At 67.6% G+C, this 21,313-nt stretch carries 19 protein-coding genes and 1 tRNA gene; 9 read left to right on the forward strand and 11 right to left on the reverse strand.

Going from position 1 to position 21,313, the window contains the following annotated elements; all coding sequences use genetic code 11:
• Nucleotides 1–212 precede the first annotated feature (212 nt).
• Nucleotides 213–286: transfer RNA gene (locus AC5Y31_RS00865), tRNA-Met, on the forward strand.
• 75 nt (nucleotides 287–361) lie between these two features.
• Here AC5Y31_RS00865 and AC5Y31_RS00870 read toward each other — a convergent pair.
• On the reverse strand, nucleotides 362–3,520 hold the full coding sequence (locus AC5Y31_RS00870; protein ID WP_499977431.1) for a bifunctional cytochrome P450/NADPH--P450 reductase: 3,159 nt from the start codon (nucleotides 3,518–3,520) through the stop codon (nucleotides 362–364).
• Nucleotides 3,521–3,774: 254 nt separating this feature from the next.
• On the opposite strand from AC5Y31_RS00870, the gene AC5Y31_RS00875 reads away from it, so the two are divergent.
• The gene (locus AC5Y31_RS00875; protein ID WP_499978090.1) at nucleotides 3,775–5,052 is read left to right on the forward strand and encodes an APC family permease; all 1,278 of its coding nucleotides are present in this window, start codon (nucleotides 3,775–3,777) and stop codon (nucleotides 5,050–5,052) included.
• A 168-nt stretch (nucleotides 5,053–5,220) separates the two neighbouring features.
• On the opposite strand, the gene AC5Y31_RS00880 is transcribed toward AC5Y31_RS00875, so the two are convergent.
• The 5 genes from AC5Y31_RS00880 to lipP1 form a co-directional block, all read right to left on the reverse strand.
• The gene (locus AC5Y31_RS00880) at nucleotides 5,221–5,424 is read right to left on the reverse strand and encodes a cold-shock protein (RefSeq protein WP_125225453.1); all 204 of its coding nucleotides are present in this window, start codon (nucleotides 5,422–5,424) and stop codon (nucleotides 5,221–5,223) included.
• A 212-nt stretch (nucleotides 5,425–5,636) separates the two neighbouring features.
• Nucleotides 5,637–7,043 (reverse strand): TIGR00366 family protein, encoded by a 1,407-nt coding sequence (locus AC5Y31_RS00885; RefSeq protein WP_499977432.1) that lies wholly within the window; start codon nucleotides 7,041–7,043, stop codon nucleotides 5,637–5,639.
• 25 nt (nucleotides 7,044–7,068) lie between these two features.
• The gene (locus tag AC5Y31_RS00890; protein ID WP_301634398.1) at nucleotides 7,069–7,656 is read right to left on the reverse strand and encodes a TetR/AcrR family transcriptional regulator; all 588 of its coding nucleotides are present in this window, start codon (nucleotides 7,654–7,656) and stop codon (nucleotides 7,069–7,071) included.
• Complete coding sequence (locus tag AC5Y31_RS00895; protein ID WP_499977433.1) at nucleotides 7,653–9,479, reverse strand: flavin-containing monooxygenase; 1,827 nt, start codon at nucleotides 9,477–9,479, stop codon at nucleotides 7,653–7,655. The genes AC5Y31_RS00890 and AC5Y31_RS00895 overlap by 4 nt, the downstream gene beginning before the upstream one ends.
• A 118-nt stretch (nucleotides 9,480–9,597) precedes the next feature.
• A complete protein-coding gene (gene lipP1, locus AC5Y31_RS00900) occupies nucleotides 9,598–10,515 on the reverse strand; it encodes a LipP1 family hormone-sensitive lipase (RefSeq protein WP_499977434.1) in 918 nt (305 codons plus the stop codon).
• Nucleotides 10,516–10,596: 81 nt separating this feature from the next.
• On the opposite strand from lipP1, the gene AC5Y31_RS00905 reads away from it, so the two are divergent.
• On the forward strand, nucleotides 10,597–10,980 hold the full coding sequence (locus AC5Y31_RS00905) for a MerR family transcriptional regulator (protein WP_499977435.1): 384 nt from the start codon (nucleotides 10,597–10,599) through the stop codon (nucleotides 10,978–10,980).
• A 48-nt stretch (nucleotides 10,981–11,028) separates the two neighbouring features.
• Nucleotides 11,029–11,532, forward strand: a complete 504-nt coding sequence (locus AC5Y31_RS00910; protein WP_499977436.1) for an STM3941 family protein — start codon at nucleotides 11,029–11,031, stop codon at nucleotides 11,530–11,532.
• On the opposite strand, the gene AC5Y31_RS00915 is transcribed toward AC5Y31_RS00910, so the two are convergent.
• Nucleotides 11,529–12,506 carry an NADPH:quinone oxidoreductase family protein gene (locus tag AC5Y31_RS00915; RefSeq protein WP_499977437.1) on the reverse strand — a complete coding sequence of 326 codons (978 nt, stop codon included), beginning with the start codon at nucleotides 12,504–12,506 and terminating at the stop codon, nucleotides 11,529–11,531. The two genes, AC5Y31_RS00910 and AC5Y31_RS00915, sit on opposite strands and share 4 nt — an antisense overlap.
• 103 nt (nucleotides 12,507–12,609) lie before the next feature.
• Here AC5Y31_RS00915 and AC5Y31_RS00920 point away from each other — a divergent pair, with 103 nt between their 5' ends.
• Both AC5Y31_RS00920 and AC5Y31_RS00925 read left to right on the forward strand, forming a co-directional pair.
• Nucleotides 12,610–13,596, forward strand: coding sequence for an alpha/beta fold hydrolase (locus AC5Y31_RS00920; RefSeq protein ID WP_499977438.1), 987 nt, complete (start codon nucleotides 12,610–12,612; stop codon nucleotides 13,594–13,596).
• A gap of 5 nt (nucleotides 13,597–13,601) precedes the next feature.
• On the forward strand, nucleotides 13,602–14,600 hold the full coding sequence (locus AC5Y31_RS00925) for a TIGR03617 family F420-dependent LLM class oxidoreductase (RefSeq protein WP_499977439.1): 999 nt from the start codon (nucleotides 13,602–13,604) through the stop codon (nucleotides 14,598–14,600).
• Here the strand turns inward: AC5Y31_RS00925 and AC5Y31_RS00930 are convergent.
• The gene (locus AC5Y31_RS00930) at nucleotides 14,597–15,712 is read right to left on the reverse strand and encodes an Rv3169 family protein (RefSeq protein ID WP_499977440.1); all 1,116 of its coding nucleotides are present in this window, start codon (nucleotides 15,710–15,712) and stop codon (nucleotides 14,597–14,599) included. The two genes, AC5Y31_RS00925 and AC5Y31_RS00930, sit on opposite strands and share 4 nt — an antisense overlap.
• Entirely contained in the window at nucleotides 15,712–16,869 is a 1,158-nt protein-coding gene (locus AC5Y31_RS00935) for a phosphotransferase family protein (RefSeq protein WP_499977441.1), read from the reverse strand. The genes AC5Y31_RS00930 and AC5Y31_RS00935 overlap by 1 nt, the downstream gene beginning before the upstream one ends.
• Before the next feature lie 27 nt (nucleotides 16,870–16,896).
• On the opposite strand from AC5Y31_RS00935, the gene AC5Y31_RS00940 reads away from it, so the two are divergent.
• From AC5Y31_RS00940 to AC5Y31_RS00950, 3 genes are read left to right on the forward strand one after another with little or no spacing between them, the layout of a single operon-like run.
• Nucleotides 16,897–17,496: a TetR/AcrR family transcriptional regulator gene (locus AC5Y31_RS00940; protein WP_499977442.1), complete on the forward strand. Its 600-nt coding sequence runs from the start codon at nucleotides 16,897–16,899 to the stop codon at nucleotides 17,494–17,496.
• A gap of 4 nt (nucleotides 17,497–17,500) precedes the next feature.
• Nucleotides 17,501–18,196 carry a PIG-L deacetylase family protein gene (locus AC5Y31_RS00945; RefSeq protein WP_499977443.1) on the forward strand — a complete coding sequence of 232 codons (696 nt, stop codon included), beginning with the start codon at nucleotides 17,501–17,503 and terminating at the stop codon, nucleotides 18,194–18,196.
• Entirely contained in the window at nucleotides 18,193–19,191 is a 999-nt protein-coding gene (locus tag AC5Y31_RS00950) for a Gfo/Idh/MocA family protein (protein ID WP_499977444.1), read from the forward strand. Before AC5Y31_RS00945 ends, AC5Y31_RS00950 begins: the two co-directional genes overlap by 4 nt.
• A gap of 16 nt (nucleotides 19,192–19,207) precedes the next feature.
• On the opposite strand, the gene AC5Y31_RS00955 is transcribed toward AC5Y31_RS00950, so the two are convergent.
• Both AC5Y31_RS00955 and nuoN read right to left on the reverse strand, forming a co-directional pair.
• Nucleotides 19,208–19,663 (reverse strand): flavin reductase family protein, encoded by a 456-nt coding sequence (locus tag AC5Y31_RS00955; protein ID WP_499978092.1) that lies wholly within the window; start codon nucleotides 19,661–19,663, stop codon nucleotides 19,208–19,210.
• A gap of 66 nt (nucleotides 19,664–19,729) precedes the next feature.
• Nucleotides 19,730–21,313 (reverse strand): NADH-quinone oxidoreductase subunit NuoN, encoded by a 1,584-nt coding sequence (gene nuoN / locus AC5Y31_RS00960; RefSeq protein WP_065025217.1) that lies wholly within the window; start codon nucleotides 21,311–21,313, stop codon nucleotides 19,730–19,732.

The following is a 21,313-nucleotide window of genomic DNA, read 5'->3' on the forward strand; positions in this document are numbered from 1 at the left end:
TATCCCGCATCTGAGCCGCTTTGGCGTGGTGGTCGAATGTGGACGGACTGCGCTGCGCGCGTTCGGGGTGCGGTGTCGGACGGGCCGCGACCTTCGGACGGACCGTCCCGGAATTGTTAATCAACGTTACGCCTGTTTTCCGGGTCGGCCGGTCTCGCGCGGCGGGCGATTTGGCGCCTTGGGCCCCCGTTCGGTAGCCTCATAGATACCGACGCGGGGTGGAGCAGCTCGGTAGCTCGCTGGGCTCATAACCCAGAGGTCGCAGGTTCGAATCCTGTCCCCGCTACTAAAGAAAGTGGCCCCCAGGCGCAAGCCTGGGGGCCACATTCGTGCCATGGGTCGGTTGCTCGTCCGAGCACGCTCACCCAGCCCACACATCCTCGACGTAGCGGTCGGACTCCACCAGGCCGATAAGCCAGTCGCGGGCTCGGCTCTCGTCGCCGCCGGTACGCGCGCGGTAAATGTCGATGAAGGCCTGCCGTACCGCCGGCGCCATCTGGGCGCCGTCACCACACACGTAGACGTGGGTGTGCTTGGCGGGGTCGCCGAGCAGCTCCCAAACCTCGTCGGCGTCGGCGGCGATCCGGTCCTGCACGTAGCGCACACCGTCCTGCGGTGCGCGGGAGAAGGCGGGGCGCATCCGGACGACCCCTGCCGCTTCGGCGGCCTCGAACTGCTCGCGGAAGATGTAATCCACGTCTGGATTTCGGACGCCGAAGAAACACAGAGCCGGCGCGTAAGGCTCCCCAACCTGTTTGGCCGCCAGGCGATCGCCGAGGAAGCCGCGGAACGGGGCAACACCTGTACCGGCGCTGACCAGGATCACATTCTTCGCAGGGTCGGCACCGGCACGGAACGCCTGGCGGGCCGGATCGACCCGCGCCCGAATCTGTGTGCCGGGGGCGGCGGCGGCCAGATGATTGGAGGCCACGCCCTGGAACAGTCCATGTCCGGACCGGGCCGGCGCATCGAGCACGCTGACCACCAGCCCGACCAGCCCTGGTGTCAGGCGGGAGGACGACGCGATGGAGTAGTGGCGGGGTGTCATCGGCTCAAGCAGTTCGAGTAGCTCGGCGCCCGTCAGTTCGCACGCTGGGAACTCCACCAGGCACTCGAATGGACTCAAGGGGCAGGGATCGGCCGATTCGGCGAGCTGCTCGAGGCGTTCACGCTCCGGTGGGCACGGGTTGGATGCGGCCAGGCGCCGCAATTGGCTCGGCGTAACCGGCTTTCGCAGCTCCACGAAGTGGGTGAGCAGTTCGCGCGCGCTCACCTCCCGATCGAGTGCGATCAACCGCCGCGAAGTGCGCCGAGGATTGATCGACAGCCGCCGTTCGGCTTCGATGCCGAGAAGCTCGAGCACCGTGCTGACGAGATCTGGCGGATTGTCCGCGAGGACTGTCAGGTGATCACCGGTCTGGTATTCGACTCCCTCGGGAAGGACAACGCGGACAAAGTGTTTTGCTCCGCCGAGGATCGCGTCGTCGCCCACCAGTGCGGTGTTGCCCAGGACGATCATGGGTGTCACCGCGAAGCGAGCGTCGATCGCCGCAGTGACCGGCCCGATGATCGGATGCATTGCGTAGAGCGGTTCGTCGGTGTCGGCGACCGGCGCCGCGTCCGGATCGCCGAAGTGCTCGCAAAGCGCTTCGTGCAACGCCACAGAGAATTCTTCGACCGTGCCGTTGAGATCCCCTGAGGTGTCGGCGGAGGTCAACGGGATCAGCGGCTGGGCGCCCAGCTGGGTCAGGCGTTCATCGATGTGCTTGGGCACCGCCTGATAAGTGTCGGCCCAGTTGCGATCTCCGACACCGAGTACCGCGAAATACGGAGCACCGTCGAGAGCGGCATCGGCACCGAGCAGCCAGGCGAGGAAGGCACGTGCGTCGTCGGTCGGCTGACCGTTGTAGGACGCGGCGACGATCACGATCGCATCCGTCTTCGGCAGGGTGCCGGCGAAGTCGTCCAGGGGCGCTACGGTGGCGGCACAACCAAGATCGGTGGCCTCTTCGGCAAGCTGCTTGGCCAGTGCCCGGCAGGTTCCGAGGTTCGAGCCATGTAGCACGGCCAACGTGGTGCCGGATCTGACCGCGGTGCTGGCCCCCAACGCGCTCCGCTTGGGTGTCGGGGCGGCCGACGCTGCTGCGCTGCGGCGGTCTTCAGGTGTTCGCCGGATCAGGCCGAGACGGAAGCCCATCGGACGCCGGCTGCGCTCGCTGTCGAACCGCAGCACATAGTGGTGCGAGTCGATCAGGCGATACCGGTGGACCACCCGGGCGATCGTCATGGTGGCCTCGTGCAGCGCGAACTGGCGTCCGATGCAGGATCGCGCCCCGGTGCCGAAGGGTTTGAACACCGCACCGGGCCTGCCGGCGGATTGGGCGGCGTCGAACCTGTCCGGATCGAAGAGTTCGACGTTGTCACCCCATTCGGGCTGACGATGAAGCGCACCCGTGAGCACGGAAACCGCCTCGCCCCGCATGATCGGGTAGCTATCGCCGATAGCGGTGTCCACCAAGGCCGTTCGGTCGAATCCTACTACGGGCGGAGACAACCGCAGCGTCTCGTTGATCACCTGCCGCAGATACCCGAGCTTTCCGATGTCGTCGTAGGTCGGCAGATAGTCGTCGTCCACCCCGAACACGGCATCGACTTCGGTTGCGACACGGGAGAGTACTGCCGGGTGATGCAGCAGGTTGTAGAGCGCGGTGGGCATCAACTCCGACGTGGTCAACTGGCCGGCGATGAGAAACGTCATGATCTGGTTGCGGATGTTGTTCGGACTCAGGAGCGGCCCGCCGTCGGAGTCGCGCTCAAGCATGACGTAGAGCAGATCGTCGAGTTCGGGTGTGGCAGTCGCCCGGTGCTGCTCGATCAGTTCGTCGAAACTGCGATGCAGATGCTCCAGTTCCTGGCCGAGTTGGGCGATGCCCTCGGTCTCTGCGAGCTTGCCCAAGGCCGCGGTAAAACTCTGCGGGATGGGGGCAAGGCCGTCGTGGCTGAACGAGTCGAATCGTGCGCCGAAGCCGGCAAGGCCGACGGTGTCCATCGCGAGCTTCTGCAGGTCGGTCGACGCATCCGCGGGTCGATGCCCGACGCAGCTATCCCAACGGTCGATCAGCTGGGTGCCGATGTCGAGCATGGCGCCGTGGTAGTTGCGCAGCCCGGCATTGCTGAAACCCGGCATCAAGACGTCGTGGGCCTTCTGCCAGCTCGGCTCACCGTGGTACGCGGTGAACAGACCGTCGCCGGCGAGCTGGCGGACCCGCTCCAGAGGTCGCATCGGATTTTTGGCGAACCGGTTCTCGTCGCACAGTTCTTCGACCAGCTCACGTGAGCACGCGTACAGCTTTCGCACACCGCTGTAGTCGGCGTAGAAGAGCGGCCCGTGGAGCTCGCCGAGTATGTCGATGGGCAGTGCATAGGGGCGGCCGACGAGGTCAGACGACGGTGGCAGCGGTCCCTCGGCGGACGGAACGTTGGCCAGTTCCGGTGGCAGCGACGCGGTGAAGTCGGCCATATCGGGCAGCATAGGCCGCTGCTGGATCCCGTTCCGGCGCAATGGTGATCATTGGCCTGGGGTTCATTTGACGCGGTCTGCCCTGTTCCCGATCGGTGAAGGTGACCGCCTCTCCGCGGTTGAACACCTAGTCGCGGCCATCAGCTCAACGGTTACATCGGCATCAGCAGCGAATATCGTGATAGGTCAACCTCGATTGATCGATTGTCGATGTGTCTGCGAAGTGGGGATCAGCTATGCCGGACGAGCCGGAGATGTCAGCGCCCGGTGCTGAACCGGCCACGCCGGCGACCTTGCGGCGCCAGTTGGGTGTCTTCGACGCAGTGACGATCGGACTGGGGTCGATGCTCGGGGCGGGGATCTTCGTGGCGTTGGCTCCGGCGGCGTTGGCAGCCGGCGAGGCCCTGTTGGTGGGGTTGGCGATCGCGGCGGTGATCGCATACTGCAATGCCACCTCTTCGGCACGCTTGGCGGCGGTGTATCCGACCTCGGGCGGCACGTATGTGTACGGGCGCGAGCGCCTGGGCCCGTTCGAGGGATACCTGGCCGGCTGGGGGTTCGTGGTCGGTAAGACCGCGTCGTGTGCGGCGATGGCGTTGACGGTCGGGTTCTATGCGTGGCCGGCGCATCCGCACGCGGTCGCGGTGGCCGCGGTGGTGGCGTTGACCGCAGTGAACGTGGTGGGTGTGCAGAAGTCGGCATGGCTGACCCGGGTGATCGTGGCTGTCGTGCTGGCGGTGCTGGCCGCGGTGATCGTGACCGCCCTCGGCGCCCGCGGAGGCCCGCTGGTGGTGGCCGCCGTGCCCTCGGCGCCGGTGGGGGGAGTGCTTCAGGCGGCGGGACTCCTTTTCTTCGCGTTCGCCGGCTACGCGCGCATCGCCACGTTGGGTGAAGAGGTACGTGACCCAGCCCGCACCATTCCCCGGGCGATCCCGATGGCTCTGGGGATCACCCTGGTGGTTTATGCGCTCGTCGCGGTCTCGGCGTTGAAGGTGCTTGGCTCGCAACGTCTTGCGGAATCGTCGGCGCCGTTGGCGGAGATCGTGACCGACGCCGGCGCACCCTGGCTGGCTCCGGCGGTTCGGGCCGGGGCGGTGGTCGCCGCAACCGGATCGCTGCTGGCGCTGATTTTGGGGGTGTCACGTACGACGCTGGCAATGGCCCGCGACCGATATCTGCCGCCGGGGCTGGCAGCGGTCCATCCGCGGTTCGGGGTGCCCCATCGCGCTGAGCTGGTCGTGGGGGTCGTGGTCGCCCTCGTGGCTGCCACTACCGATATCCGGGGCGCGATCGGTTTCTCGTCGTTCGCTGTACTGGTCTACTACGCGGTAGCGAACGCCTCTGCCTGGACCCTGTCGGCCGGAGAACGCCGTCCACCCCGGCTGGTGCCGATCACCGGGTTGGCCGGGTGCCTTATCGTGGCGTTCGCCTTGCCGCTCTCGTCGATCCTGGCTGGACTCGCAGTGTTCGCCGTCGGAATCGCCGCCTACGGTGCTCGGCGGTTCGGCGCGGCTAGCGGCAGGGACCGATAGCGAGCGCGGAAACCGCAACCGTGATGTCTCGAATCCCCGTACCGAGCGCGCGACACGCACCGCGTCCAACCCGTCGGTCCTACCCGCCCGATCAAGCCCAGTACACGGATCAAAAAAAGGGCTGCCGCAGCGTGCGCTGCGACAGCCTTTTGAAGTCTGTGTGTTCGATCAGATTACCGAAACGCCCACAGCCTGTGGACCTTTCGCGCCCTGTTCTACCTCAAACTGAACCCGAGCGTTCTCTTCGAGCGTGCGGAATCCGCCGCCACTGATCTCGGAATAGTGAACGAAGACGTCAGGCGCTCCGCCGTCGGGGGCGATGAAGCCGAAGCCCTTTTCGCCATTGAACCATTTCACAGTGCCCTGTGCCATTACTTAACTTCTCTCATTTTTCCAAGCGCATCACGCAAGATGCGCGTCATTGACGGTAGCACGGTGGATTGCCTGGTCGCGGCCCACTGCTGTGCAGCGAGCAGAGAACGATGGAGGTCAGGTTGTGGTGATGGGCGTCACCCAGCCCACACATCCTCGACGTATCGAGCATCCGACAAGCAAGAGCCGATATCAAGGAATGGCGACTGCGCTCACATCACCCATGGTGCAATCAACGTCATCGCCCCCATCACCGCCAGGCCGATGACGAACGCGACGACCGTAAAGCCCATCACCTGGCGGACATTGAGCTTCGCGATCGCCAGCAGGGGCAGTAGCCAGAACGGCTGGATCATGTTCGCCACGCCCTCACCGACGGCGACGGCCATGGAGATCAACCCGAGATAGGCCGGCGAGTGCTGGCCGATCGCCAGCGCCGAGTCGACCGCAATCGGGCCCTGCACCGCCCAGTGCCCGCCGCCGGAGGGCACGAACAAGCTGATGATCACCGAGCCGAGGAACGTCAGGAACGGCAGCGTGTACTGCGTCGCGCCGTTCACCAGCGTCTGGGCCAGCAGCGCCTGCAGCGGCTCGGCGTCCCCGGCGCCCCGGTAGGCGAGCAGCCCCACCAGGCCGCCGTAGAGCGGATATTGCAACAGCAGCGGCCCGGATACCTTCGCGGCCCCGGTGAAGGCCCGGATGAACCGGATCGGCGTGCGGTGCAGCAGCGCACTGGTGATGGTGAACAGCATGATCATCGAGGAGATGTTCAGCGCGAAACCACTCATCACGAAATACACGATGCCCGCGGCGAACACCAGCACGTTGAGGATCCACTGGTTTTCCAGCCTTTCGGCGAACGTCTTGGCGGCCTGCGGCTCGAGCGGCTGATCGTCGTCCTCGAAGACCGCGGGATCCGGTGCAAGGCTGACCGACGGCTCCATCCGCCACACCGCGAGCGCGAGCACCGCCAGCACGATGATCGCCGACAGCCAGCTGTAGGGCTGGAAGATGGTGTGGCGCAACGGCACGACGAATCCGGCGATCTGGTGGATCACATTGATCGGGCTGGAGGCATCGGTGTTGGCCAGCGCGATCGACGACGAGAGCCCCTGTGTCCAGACGATGAAGCCCATGAATGCCGCGGCGATCAGGTAGCCGAAATGCGAGTCGGGGAAACGCCGCGCGACCTGGCGGGCGACCAGCGCGCCGGCCACCAGTCCAAGGCCCCAGTTCAGCAGGGACAGAACGGCACTGACGGCAAAACACAGCAGCGCCGCCTGGACCTGGTTGCGCGGCATCTCCGCGACTCGGACGATGGCCCGCTTGAGCACCGGCGCCTCGGCCAGCGTGTAGCCGGTCACCAGGATCAGCACCATCTGGAAGGCGAAGGTGAAGATATTCTGTGGCCCCCACACCCCGCTGTACCAGGCGGTCAGCATGCCGTGAGCCGACGCTCCGCGTACCAGCACGGCGACCAGTCCGGCGACGATGAGCGTCAGGATCACCGCGAACAGATACGGATCGGGCATCAAGCGTTCGACGTAGCGGACGCTCAGCCCGGTGAGCGACTGCATGATGCCCCGACGTTTGGCCTGCTGCGCCGAGTTCGTCGTCATGGGGTGGACCCTTCCCTGGAACGTCTCAGCGCATGGTGGCGTGCAGGGCGTCGGTCATCGCCTCGATGGCGGCCTCGCGCTCCAACGGCCAACCGTCGACCAGCCACAGATGCATGAAGGAGTCGACCATGGTGTACATCATCGCGATGGCCAGCCGCAGCTGCGCCTCGGTGGCACCGGGCATGGCGTCGGCCTCGATCCACTCGGTGACGTTGGCCTCCATGGTGGCTCGGTGCGCCGCGGCGAACTCCGGATCGGCCGCGCGCGCTTGGTGCAGTGCGGTGTAGAGCTGCGGTGCGGAGGTGTAGAAGTCGACCACCTTCTCGAAGAAGGCTCGAATCGACGGCCGTCCCGACCGGCCGCCGCGCGGGGCGTCCTGCTGGGCCCACACGGTCATCCGGGTGTTGCGCAGCTCGCGCAGCACCGCCGCCTTCGAGTCGAAATGCAGGTAGAACGTCGCCCGCCCGATCCCAGCCCGGCGCACGATGTCATCGACGGTCACCGCGACGTAGCCGCGTTCGGCGAAGGCCTCCAGCGCGGCGGCCATGATGTGGTCGCGGGTCATGATGCGGTGCCGGTCGCGCATCGTGAGTCTGGGCGCGGCGGAGGTCATTTGAGGATCACCCCCTCCAGCTGGCCGGTGGAGCGCCAGGCGCTGAGCATGTCGAAGAACTCGACGGGCTTGCCGCCGAAGTTGGTCGCCAGCATGCCGTGCGGATTCTCCCGATCCCCCTCGGAACTCAGGTAACTCGGCGTGCACTCGGCGTAGAAGGCCCGGGGCTTCTCCGACGCCGCATACATGGCGGCCAGCCACTGCTCCTCGGCGGCCTTGGTGGCCTCGATGGTGCTCGCACCGCGCTGCACCAACGTGCTGACCAGGTAGGCGAAATGGCGGGCCCGTTCCTCGGCGGTGTGGGTGTAGTTGGGGGAGACCCCGGACTGGGTGTAGCCGAGGAAGAAGCAGTTGGGGAAGCCGTGGGTCTGCAGGCCGTGCAGCGTCCGCATGCCCTTGGCCCACTTGTCACTCAGGCGCACGTCGTCGCGGCCGATGATTTCGAAGCCGAGCCGGCGGGTGAACTCGGTGCCCACCTCGAAGCCGGTCGCGAAAACCAGTGCGTCGACTTCGTATTCGACGCCGTCGACGACGACGGCGGTCTCGGTGAACCGCTCGACGCCGCGTCCGTCGGTGTCGACCAAGGTGACATTGGTCCGGTTGAAGGTGTCGAGGTACTGGTCGTGGTAGCCGGGACGTTTGCAGTTCAGCCGGTACCACGGCTTGAGCGATTCGGCGGTCTTGCGATCGCGCACGGTTTCATCGATTCGTGCGCGCAGCCGTTCCATCGCCTCATAATCGGCGCGGAACAGGAAGTCGGCGATCTCGGTGGGCGTCATCTCTCGGCCGAGGCGCCGGGTCTCCCGGATCACCGCGGATTCGCTCAGTTGCAGGGCCTTCTGCGTCCAGCCGTCGTCGGTGAGATCGAGGTCCATCTCCACACCGCAGGTGACGCGGGTGAAGTTCTCCATCCGCTCGCGTTGCCAGCCGGGCTTCAGACTTGCCGCCCACTGCGGGTCGGTGGGGCGATTGCCGCGTACCGAGACGGTGCTCGGGGTCCGCTGGAATACGTAGAGCTGCTGGGCCCACTCGCCCAGGTGCGGGACGCACTGCAGCCCGGTCGAACCGGTGCCGATGACGCCGACGCGCTTGTCGGCCAGCGCGGTCAGCCCGCCGGATTCGTCGCCGCCGGTGTAGCCGAAGTCCCAGCGGCTGGTGTGGAAGGTGTGCCCGCGGAACTCGTTGATGCCCGGAATGCCCGGCAGTTTCGGCCGGGTGAGCGATCCCGGCGAGACGGCGACCACCGTCGCGGTGAACGCGTCGCCGCGATCGGTGCTGATCTGCCAGCGTTTGGCCGACTCGTCCCAGCGCAAGCCGGTGACGGTGGTGCCCAGCAGCGCGTTGTCGTACAGGCGATAGTGCTTGGCGACGTTCTGCAGGTGCTCGCGGATCTCCGGGCCGTGCGCGTAGCGCTCGGTGGGAACGTAGTTCAGCTCTTCGAGCAGCGGCAGATAGATGTAGGACTCGACGTCGCACTGCACGCCGGGGTAGCGGTTCCAGTACCAGGTGCCGCCGAAGTCGCCGGCGGTGTCGATCATCCGGATGTCGTCGATGCCGGATTCCTGCAGCCGTGCGGCAGCGATCAGGCTACCCAGACCGGCGCCGATGATCGCCACCTGGACGTGGTCGTGCGCCCGGTCGCGTTCGGTGCGCTCGGTCCACGGGTCGTCGGCATAGTGCGAGAAATCAGCGGTGACCTCGATGAACTGGCTCACCGCGTCGGGCCGCAGCCGCTTGTCGCGTTCGAGCGCGTACTTCGCCCGTATCCACTCGGGGTCATAACCCGCCGGTTGAGGGTCCAGGGAAGCCGCCGTAGCTGGCATCGCGTCGTGCTCCTCGCGTCATCCAATCTCGCTGGACATAGCGTCCAGTGAACAGACTAGGCGATATTTTGTCAGACACAACGTCTATGGCATCGGTGTTGGGGGGCCTCGCCCGCCGCTACGACATCAGCGCGGCCGCGATGTCGTCGAGCGCCCGCTTGGCGTCGTCGAATGGCCAGCGGATGAATTCGTGGATCATGCCGTCGTAGCGATTGATGCTGACGCGAACTCCCGCCTGGCGCAGTCGCGCACCATACTGTTCGCCCTCATCGCGCAGTGCGTCGAACTCGGCGGTGACTATGAGCGCCGGCGGCAGCTGGTGCAGGCTGGGGACCAGCAGCGGCGAGACGTACCCTTCGAGCTTCTGGTGCTCGCCGGTGAGGTAGTGGTCCATGAACCACTGCTGCGTCGCCCGGCTGATATTGCCGTACTTGCCGGCGAACTCCCGGATCGAGACGTTCGATCGCCGAAAATCCAGGTCTGGGTAGATCAGAACCTGGTGGGCGATAGCGGGCCCGCCGGTGTCGCGGGCCATCAGGGCGACGACGGCTGCCAGGTTTCCCCCGGCACTGTCACCGGCGACGGCGATGTTCGTGCCGTCGCCGCCGAATTCGGCGGCGTGGTCGGCCACCCAGGTCGTGGCCGCGAAGGCGGCGTTGATCGCTGCCGGATATTTGTGTTCGGGGGCTAGCGGATAGTCCACGGAGACGACGACTCGGCCGGTGCGGTTTGTCAGGGCTCGGGCCAGTCCGTCGTGGGTGTCGAGGTCGCCGAGCACGAAACCGCCGCCGTGGAAGAAGACGATGACCGGGCGTGACTCGTCCGGCTGCGGGTGATAGATCCGGACCGGTAGGTCGCCGGCTCGCGTCGCGATGATGCGGTCCCGAACGCTGGCGACGGACTCGCCGTTGCCCAGGCTTTGGGTCAGCAGACCCATGGCGTGTCGGACTTGTTGGGGAGCGAAGGTGTGCAGGTCGGCGAAGTTGGTGCCGGCCAAGCGGTCGAGGTGGTCTTGGGCCTGTGGGTGGAGTGGCATGACGCTCGGATTCCTTTCCTTGCGGGCGGTTCCTCGCTAGTCTCTGACTTGAACCGCACTTCAAGTCAAGGAGAGAAGGCCATGCTGGACATCGCCGAAGTGGCCACCCGGTCCGGCTTGGCGTCATCGGCGCTGAGGTTCTATGAACGGCGGGGACTGATCAGCTCGGGCGAACGCAACGGCCTGCGCCGCACCTACGAACCTGCGGTGCTCGACCGGCTCGCGCTGATCAGCTGCGCCAAGGCGGCCGGCTTCACGCTTGCCCAGATCGAGCGGTTCCTGCGGGCCACGCCCAGCGACACCGAATTGCGGGCGCGAATGGCCGAGAAGGCCCACCAACTCGACGAGGAAATCGCCCGGCTCACCCGGATGCGCGACAGTCTCACCCACGCTGTGACCTGCACCCACACCCCGCTGGTCGAGTGCCCGGAGTTCAAGGCGCGCATTGCCGATGCCGACACTTAGCGCTATGCCGCACTAATGTCATCGGGGTCGACACACCGGGAGGGGCACATGCCGTTCGAAGCTCATCTGGACCGGCGCAAAATCGCTTCGCTGGTCGCCATCGGCGTGGCGTTCGTACTGGCGGGGGTGTGGTTGGCCGGGGGATTCGGGCCGGTAGGGCCGATCCGCGGCTGGTCACCACAGGCCTTGCACGTCTTCGGCTGGATCGCGATCGTTTTCTTCGGCTTAGGTCTGGCGGTAGTCGCCCCGCGGCTGTTCCAGTCCGGAGTCGAGGTCCGTATCGACGCCGAAGGCGTCTACGGGCGCCGCAACGGCAAACGGGTGATCCCGTGGAGCGCCGTCGAGCGCATCGCGACCGTGGACGCCGGCCGGGTGCAGCTGGCGTACCTGTTTCTCAACGATGCGGCCGCCTTCACCGGCCGGAAAAGGCTGGGCGCGAAGTCCTTTGGGGACGTCGGGCTGTCGCTGCAGGGAACCGACGGGAACTTCGCCGACATGCGCGCCGCCTTCGACTACTTCGCGCCGGGCAAGCGGGACGACGCCGTCACCTAATCGCGCAGTCGCAGCACGACTTTGCCGGCCGCGGTGCGGTTCTCCAGTGCTGCGAGCGCATCGGCGGCCTGCTCCAGGGCGAACACCTCCGGTTGCGGCGCGGACACCGTCCCGGAGGCCAACAGCGGCTCCAGCGTGGACCACTGCCGCTCCAGCTCGCCCGGATGCGACATCACCCACGCGCCCCAGCCGACCCCGACCACGTCGATGTTGTTGAGCAGCAGCCGATTCACCTTCACCGTCGGAATCTCACCGCCGGTGAACCCCACCACCAGCAGTTTGCCGCCGGGGGCCAGCGAGCGCAGCGAGTCGGTGAACCGGTCACCGCCGACCGGGTCGAGCACCAGATCCACTCCCTTGCCGCCGGTCAGTTCGGCGACCGCCTCGCGGAACCCGTCGGCCGGCACCGTGTCGGTGGCACCGGCGGCCCGGGCCACCTCGGCCTTGGCGGGGGTGGAGACCACGGCGATCACCCGCGACGCCCCCAGCGGGCCGGCCAGCCGCAGCGTCGAGGTGCCGATGCCGCCGGCGGCGCCGTGCACCAGCACGGTGGCGCCCTCCGCCAACTGGCCGCGCGTGGTCAGCGCGAACAGCACGGTGAGGTCGTTGAACAGCAGCCCCGCCCCGGCCTCGAACGACACCGTGTCGGGCAGCTTGAATACCTGGGCGGCGGGCAGCGCGATCACCTGCGCCATCGCGCCGTTGAGCATGGTCAGAGCCGCCACCCGGTCACCGGCGCGGACATGGGCGCCGGGCGGAGCGCTGCGCACCACCCCGGCGGCCTCCCCGCCCGGTATGAACGGCAGTTCGGGTTTGTGCTGGTAGAGGCCGCGGGACTGCAGCACGTCGGGAAACGCCACCCCGGCGGCGTGGACGTCGATGACTACGGCCCCGTCGTGGCCGGTCGGCTCGTCGAGGTCGACCAGCCGGGCGGCGCCCGGTCCGTCGAGCTGAGATATCTGTACCGCGCGCATGGCGCCCCCTTCGTCAGGTGGAGAGCAGTGGCCTACCGAAAACCTAGACCACGACGCTAGACTCGCGGTGCGGCAGCGTTGCCGCATCTCCGATGGAGTGGCAATGAGTTCTCAAAGGTCCGATCGGCGGCGTAGAGGTGTCGACAGGTTTCCGGCGGCGTTGCCGTCCGGCCGCACCATGGCGGTCCGGGCAGCCGACGGAACCCGCCTGCACGCCGAGGTCTTCGGCCCACCCGATGGTTACCCGATCGTGCTGGCGCACGGCATCACCTGCTCCCTCCGGGTCTGGGGCCATCAGATCGCCGACCTGACCCGCGACTTTCGGGTGATCGCCTATGACCATCGCGGCCACGGGCGCAGCGAGGTGCCCAAGCGCGGCGGGTACAGCCTGACGCATCTGGCCTCCGATCTCGACTCGGTGCTGGAAGCCGCTCTGGAGCCGGGGGAGCGCGCGGTGATCGCCGGGCACTCGATGGGCGGAATCGCCATCAGCGCCTGGTCGGACCGGTACCGACACCGGGTCGCCCAGCGTGCCGACGCGGTCGCGCTGATCAACACCACCACCGGGGACCTGCTTGCGCACGTCGACCTGTTCCGGGTGCCGCCACCCCTGCACCGGACTCGGGTACAGGCGGCGCGCCGGGTGCTGCTGACCTTCGGCAGCGTGCCGATCGTGGGACCGGCGAACCTGGCGGTACGGCAGTTCGTGCACATGCTCGCCGTCGGTGGTGAGGCCGATGCCTCTGTCGCACCGCTGATCTGCGAGCTTTTCGCCAAGACCCCCGCGGCCAGCCGCGGTCACTGGGTGCGGGCGCTCGTCGACTCGCTCGGCCCCTCGCACATCAGTCTGGAGGGTCTGACGGTCCCGACCCTGGTCATCGGCAGCACCCGCGACCGGCTGCTCCCGATCATCGCTTCGCATCGGATCGCCTCGGCCGCACCCAATCTCGTCCGGTTCGTCGAGATGAGCGGGGGGCACTGCTCGATCCTCGAGCACCCCGACACGGTGAACCGTGAGCTGCGTGACCTCGTGGAGCTGGCCACCGGATCCGTCGACGGCCTCGCGGCCGATCGCGAAATCATCTCCTAGCGGCGGTGAAAGTCCTCACCGCGCTGAGCGGGCTGACCGGCGTCGCCGAGCAGGCGCGCGAACTGCGCGACGCCGGCGTGCACGGGGTGTTCACTTTCGAGGGCCCCCATGACGTGTTCGCGCCGCTGACGCTGGCGGCCGGCGTGGGCGGGCTGGATCTGATGACCAACGTCGCGATCGCCTTTCCGCGCAACCCGATCCATCTGGCGCATCAGGCCAATGATCATCAGCTGCTCAGCGGTGGGCGGTTCGTCCTGGGGTTGGGCACCCAGGTGCGCGCCCAGATCGAGAAGCGGTTCGGCGCCGACTTCGACCACCCGGTGCAGCGCATGGTCGAACTGATCGCAGCGCTACGGGCGATCTTCGACTCCTGGGACACCGGTGCCCGCTTGGATTTTCGCGGCGACTACTACCGCCACACCCTGATGACCCCGACGTTCAGTCCCGGGCCGAACCCGCACGGCGCCCCGCCGATCTTCCTCGGCGCATTGGGGCCCCGGCTGACCCGGGCGGCCGCCGAGCACGCCGATGGGCTGTTGGTGATGCCGTTCTCCACCAAGCGATTTCTGCACCAGGTCACGATGGCCGCCGTGCGCGCCGGGCTGCAGCGGGCCGGCCGGCGCGAAGAGGAGTTCGCCGTGGTGCCCGAAGTCATCGTGGCCACCGGAGCCACCGACGCTGAGCGGGAGGCCGCCGAAGCCGCCACCCGGATGCTGCTCGGCTTCTATGCGTCGACTCCCGCGTATGCGCCGGTGCTGGCCGAACACGGCTGGCAGGACCTGCAGCCCGAACTCAACGCGTTGTCCAAGCAGGGCCGCTGGTCCCAGATGGGTGCGCTGATCGACGACGAGGTGTTGCACACCATCGCCGCCTGCGGCACACCGGCGCAGGTGGCCGCGCACATCCGTGACCGGGTCGAGGGCATCTCCGACACCGTCTGCGTCTACCAGGCCGCGCCGGTCGCCCCGGCGCTGATCGGCGAGATCGTCACCAACCTCGCTTAAGGCGCCATGGTGACCCAGTCGGGGAACCCGGTCGGGTCGTGCCGGCCCAGTACACCGTGCTCGTAGAGGCCCCAGCCCTCCACCGGGGCGGCGTCGCCGTCGCGGCACACCGCCCGCCCCACGTGGTCGATCATCCCGAAGCTGGTGCGCCCGAGGACGCTCGGATCGGTCATGTCGTAGGTCAGCCGCTCGGTGAACTTCTCGCCCTTCCATTCCCCGTGCAGCCAGTCGCTGTCGCCGCCGTAGCCGCCGCCGACGTGAATCGGCACCGGCAGTTTGGATTCCACCTCGAAGACCACCGGGGTGCCGTCGGGCCGGGTCGCTTCGATGGTGGCCCCGGTGGCGATGCGGGTACCGGAGCGGTAGCGGGTGGAGACCCGCGGCCAGCCCAGCTGTTCGACCCGGCCGTCGCGCCAGATCCGGGTGCAGTCGTTGAGCGAACGGAACCCGTCGGGCTCCTCCTGGATGATCATCACCACCGCGAAGTCGTCGAACGCGATCGGCACGTACAACCACCACATGCCGTCGAACGGCGGGTCGGCGGGCCGGCCGGCCGGTTCGCGTTCGCCGACCGGGCGAATACCCCAGGACCGGTCGCGCGATCCGATCCAGACCGATGGGTCGACGGCGATCTGCTCGCCGTCGATGACGATCTGCCCACTCCAGGAGCCCAGTTGGGCGAAGCGCTGCGCGTCCAGCGTCACCCGGGTACCGGTGCGCAGGATGTGCCTCTGCTCCTGCACCACGTCGAACAGGCCCTCCCAGCGCAGGTCCAGCGCGATGCCCTCGGTCTCGTCCATGACCACCCGCAGCGAACGCAACGGGTCGGTGACCTCCACCCGATAGCTGCCGACGTGCTGGTTGAGCCGGTCGGAGTCGATGGCGTCGGAGAGGTGCACCGCGGTCTGAGTGTCACCGCGGCGGACCAGCACGAAGGCGTCCTTCACGCCGAGGTTGGGGTAGTAGCCGCACCCGGTGATCAAGAAGATGTCCCCGGAGCGGTCGTGGGCGTTCAGGTAGCACCGGTCGTAGAAGTTGCGGTCCGAGGAGCCCGGCCAGGCGATCGGTTGCGGCAGTTGGTGAACCGGGTATTCGTCGAGAGGTCCCAGCATCAGTTCTGTTCTCCGATCAGCTTTTTCAGCAATCCTGCGTGGTAGAAGAGGGCTTCGGGATTGTCGGGCTTCTCCATCTCCCCGAAGTGCACCCGGCGGGCCCCGGTGCGCATGAACACGATCGCCCACATCAGGCCCGCGTAGACGTAGAACCAGTGCAGGTCGCCCAGTTCGACGCCGGTGAGTCGCTGGTAGCCGGTCCGGACGTCCTCTTCGCGCAGCACCTGCGGCAGGCCGGGCAATCCGGCCAGCCCGGCGAGTTCCTCGAACACCAGGTGCGCGAAGATCACCCAGGACACGTCCAGTTCGCGCGGCCCGAGCGCCACCATCTCCCAGTCCAGCACGGCGACCGGGCGGAAGTCGCGGTAGAGCACGTTGCCGATCCGGGAGTCGCCCCAGCACAGCACCGTCTCGCCGGCGGCCGCGTCGGCCGGCCAGTTCGCCTCCAGCCAGGCGATGGTGCGGTCCAGCAGGGGCGAGCGGCCGATGTCGGGTACCGCGAACTCATACCAGTCGCGGATGTGGGCGAAGTGCCGCTGCAGCGCGGACTCGCCGCTGCGTCGCTCGTCGAGGAAGTCGAACGTCGTTGCGGCATCCGGGATCTGGTGCAGCTTGGCCAGTACCTCGATGGTGGCGTCCTGCAGGGTCCGTTGCTGTTCGTCGGCTGCGTCGGCGAACCAGTTGCTGCCGAAGGTATAGGGCATGACGTCGGGGGGCACCTGGCCGTCGATGCGGTCCATCAAGAAGAACGGCCGGCCCAGGACCTCTCCGGTGGGTTCGATCCAGCGGACCTTGGGCACCGGGACGTCGGTGAGTTCCCCGACGCGTCGCATCACCTCGAACTGATGGTCCAACCGGTAGGTCTCGAACACCGGGATGTCTTCGCCGGCCGGGGCCACCCGCATCACCCAGCGCTGCTCGACCGGGGTGCCGTCGGCGATCCAGCGGCCGGTGAGCATGATCGTCTCCGACGACATGCCGTTGGTGTCGACGCCGCTTTCCACGGTGATCTCCGGCGTGGCCCCGCCGGGCAGCTGCGTCGCAAGCCAGCGAGACATTACCGTGGGCAAGGTGGTGACATCACGGCTGGAACGCTGGATCCGGCCAACATCTCGTTCCACAGTCGGTTGGTCGACCACGGTTGCATCCTCCGTCACACTAATTACGATACGACAGGTAGCGTTATGAAAGCAGAACCTTCATCGGTTGACAAGGGACCCGGGGCCGGGCGGCCCCGTGATCCCCGTATCGACGCTGCCATATTGAAGGCCGCCGCGGAACTGGTTGTCGAGGTCGGATATTCGAATTTGAGCCTGGCGGCCGTCGCCGAGCGGGCCGGCACGACCAAGACCGCGCTGTACCGCCGCTGGCCCAGCAAGGCCGAACTGGTGCACGAGGCCGCCTTCTCGGTGCCGCCGACGGCGGTGACCGCGCCGCCGGGGGATGTGGCCGGCGACCTGCGGGCGATGATGGCCGGTGCGCGCGATGCGTTCACCAGCCCGGTGGTGCGGGCCGCCTTGCCCGGCCTGATCGCCGACATGGCCGGCAATGCCGAGCTGACCGCCCGCATCCTCGAGCGATTCGCGGGCCTGTTCGAGGTGATGCGCGGATGGGTGGCCGATTCGGTGCGCCGCGGTGACGCGCGTGATGTCGATCCCGGCCGGTTGGTCGAATTAATCGGCGGCGCAACGCTGTTGGGCATGATGTTGCGCCCCGACGATGATCTCGGCGGGGATTGGGTGGAACAGACCGCCGACATCATCGCCCACGGTGTGATGGCATAACCCGATGTCCGCCTCGACCGAACCGCAGCCCTTCCCGGCCGACTGGGCATCGCTTCTGGTGCTGGTGCCGCATCCCGACGATCCCGAGTACGGCACCGCCGCCGCGGTCGCCAAGTGGACCGCCGCCGGCAAGACCGTCCGCTACGCGCTGGCCAGCCGCGGCGAGGCCGGAATCGCCGGGATGGATCCGCAGCAGGCCGGGCCGGTCCGGGAGGCCGAGCAACGGCGGGCGGCGGCCATCGTGGGCGTGGAACCGATCGAAGGGGTCGACTTCTGGGACTTCCCGGACAGCAATATCCGTAACACGCCGGAGCTGCGCGCCAAGATCGCCTCGGTGATCGCCGACGTCCGCCCCGACGTGGTGGTGGCGATCTACGGCGGCGCGCAGTTCGCGCCGGGTGCTCCCAACCAAGCCGACCACATCGAGTTCGCCGCCGCGGTCACCGACGTCTGGGACGCGCTGGACAGCCCGCCGCGCTGGCTGTTCCAGAACGGGCCGGCGCCCACCCACGTCGAGATCGTGGACGGCTACCTCGACACCGCGGTGGATTCGCTGGCCGCGCACGAGGTCTACCTGTCGGTGCTGGATCCGAAGACCCCGGTGCGTGAGCAGGCGCGGGCGGTGATCGACATGACCAGCGCGACGCTGGCGGGCCGGCGGGTGGCCGGTTTCATCCTGGAAAGGACCACCGACCGATGACCCCTTCGCGGCCCGGACTACGCATCGGTGTGCTCGGTGCGGCGCGGATCACCCCGATATCGCTGCTCAAACCCGCAGCCGATAACCCGGAGGTGGTGGTCAGCGCGGTCGCGGCCCGCGACGGCGGACGTGGCCGCGCCTTTGCGCGCAAGCACGGCATCGGCCGGGTGCACGATGGCTACGACGAGCTGATCGCCGATCCGGACATCGACGCGGTCTACAACCCGCTGCCCAATAACCTGCACGGGCGGTGGACCCGCGCGGCGCTGGCCGCCGGCAAACATGTGCTGTGCGAGAAGCCGTTCACTGCCAACGCCGCCGAAGCCCGCGAGATCGCCGAGGTGGCCGCAGCGACCGACCGGGTGGTGATGGAGGCGTTCCACTACCGGTATCACCCGATGACGTTGCGCATCGAGGAGATCATCGCCTCGGGGGAGCTGGGCACGCTGCGGCGGGTGGACGCTGCGCTGAGCTTCCCGCTGCCGCGGTTCTCCGATATCCGCTACGACTTCTCGCTTGCCGGCGGCGCATTGATGGACGCCGGCTGTTATGCGGTGCACATGGCCCGCACCTTCGGCGGTGCGACCCCGGAAGTCGTTTCGGCACAGGCGAAGTTGCGCGATCCGCAGATCGACCGGGCCATGACGGCACAGTTGCGGTTCCCGGCCGGACACACCGGGTCGGTCCGCTGCTCACTGTGGTCGACGAACCTGCTGCAGGTCAGTGCTCGGGTGATCGGCGATCGGGGGGAGCTGCGGGCGCTCAACCCGCTGATGCCCCAGTACCTGCACCGGCTGCGGGTGCACTCCCAGCACGGCAAGCGCGTCGAACGCTTCACCCACCGGGCCTCCTACGCCTTTCAGCTCGACGCGTTCGCCGACGCGGTGCTGCGCGGCGCGCCGGTGCGCACCACGCCGCAAGACGCGATCGAGAACATGACCGTCATCGACGCGATCTACCAAGCTGCCGGCCTGCCGGTGCGCCGGCCGAGCTGACCGTCCACCGGCCGCCTCAGGCGCGGTGGCCGGGTTCGATGTCGCCGACATCGGAGAACGCCAGCAGGTCCCCGGCGTTCTGGTCGGCGTGCCCGGCGACGGGTTCCAACAGGTAACCCAGATGGTCGCCGAGCTCGATACGGCTCAGCGTCTTGCCGACGAACCAGGCCGGCGCATCGTCGAGGATCGGCATTCCCGCCGGCCCGCGATGCCAGGAGCAGCGCGCGAACTTGTCGATGTCGTCGCCGGTTTCACCGCCGAAAAGCCGGGCCAGCTCGATGTCGCGCCGCGACAGGACATGCACGGCCAGATGCTCGGACTGCGCCGCCACTCCGAAGGTGTGGTTGCGTTCGGAGACCCCGACCAGAAACCGCGGCGGCTGCAGGCTGGTCTGGGTGGCGAACCCGACCAGACAGCCCGAGCGATGCCCGTTGGCCTCGGTGGTCACCACGAACATGGTGTAGTCCAGCATCGCGACCAGGCGCTCGAATTCGTCCACCCGTCCATGATGTACCCGCCGCGACGGGCCCGCCGGGGATCAGCGCGCGAACACGGTGGCGGCATCCACTAGGTCGAGCAACGGCTGCGGGAACACTCCCAGCCCGATGGTGACCGCGGCGCACAGCGCGATCGCCGCCTTGCTCCAGACGCTGGGCAGCACCAGCTGCGGCGGGTCGGCGGGGGAGTCGGTGAAGAACATCAGCACGATCACCCGGACGTAGAAGTAGGCGGCGACCCCGCTGGTGACCACGCCGATCACCACCAGCGGGACGGCGCCGCTCTCGGCGGCGGCCTTGAACACCGCGAACTTGCTGACGAAGCCGCTGGTCAACGGGATGCCCGCGAACGCCAGCAGGAACATTGAGAACAGCAGTCCCACAACGGGATAGCGCTGCCCCAGGCCGGCCCACCGGGACATGTCGAGCTCTTCCTCGCCGCCCGAGCCGCGGATCAGGTTCACGACCGCGAAGGCGCCCACCGTGGAGAAGCTGTAGGCCACCAGATAGAACAGCGTCGAGGAGACACCGGCCGGGATGGCGGCCAGCACGCCGGTCAGCACGAAGCCCACGTGGGCGATCGAGGAGTAAGCGAGCATCCGCTTGATCTCGGTCTGGGTGATCGCCGCGATGGTGGCGACCACCATGGTCAGCACCGAGATCAGCCACAGCAGCGGACGCCACTGGTCGTGCAGGGCCGGCAGTGCCACATAGACGATCCGCAGCATCGCCCCGAATGCGGCGACCTTGGTGGCGGCCGCCATGAAGCCGGTGATCGGTGTGGGCGCGCCGACGTAGACGTCGGGCACCCAGGAGTGAAACGGTACGGCGCCGACCTTGAAGAACAGTCCCACCAACAGCAGCCCGGCGCCGATCAGCGCCAGCGGGTCGCGGCTGTGGGCGAACAACTGCTCGCCGATTTCGGGCAGTGCCAGCGTTGCCGTCGCGCCATAGATCAGGGCCGCGCCGAACAGGAACAGCGCCGAGGAGAATGCGCCCAACAGAAAGTATTTCAGCGCCGCTTCCTGCGACAGCAGTCGCCGGTAGCGGGCCAGTCCGCACAGCAGATACAGCGGCAGCGAGAGCACTTCCAGGGCCACGAACATCGTGACCAGGTCGTTGGCGGCGGGGAACACCAGCATGCCGCCGACCGCCAGCACGGTCAGCGGGAACACCTCGGTCTGGGTGAAGCCGCTGCGGGCGGCGTCGAGTTCGGTGGCGCTGCCGGGGACCGTGGATGCCTGCGGGGTGAACGAATCCAGCCCCCGGGGCACGGCGGTCGCGGCGCCCGGTCCTTCGGCGGCGCCGACGTTGCGTTCGGCGATGAAGACGACGGCCATGATCCCGACCAGCAGTATCGTGCCCTGCAGCACCAGCACCGGCCGGTCGACCGCCACCGCGCCCAGCACCGCGATGTGGCCGACGGCCGGCAAATCCCGGCCCACGGCGACGACGGCGGCGAACGCGGCGGTCAATCCGCCGACGGCCAGCAGGACCTGCGCCAGGTAGCGTGCCCGCCGTGCCACGAACGCCTCGAAGAGCACGCCGGTGACCGCGGTGCCGAAGACGATCAGCAGCGGCAACAAAAGGTCGTATTCGATATGGGGTGTTGGCATGCCCGACAT

This window comes from Mycobacterium sp. NGS18, from assembly GCF_059813185.1.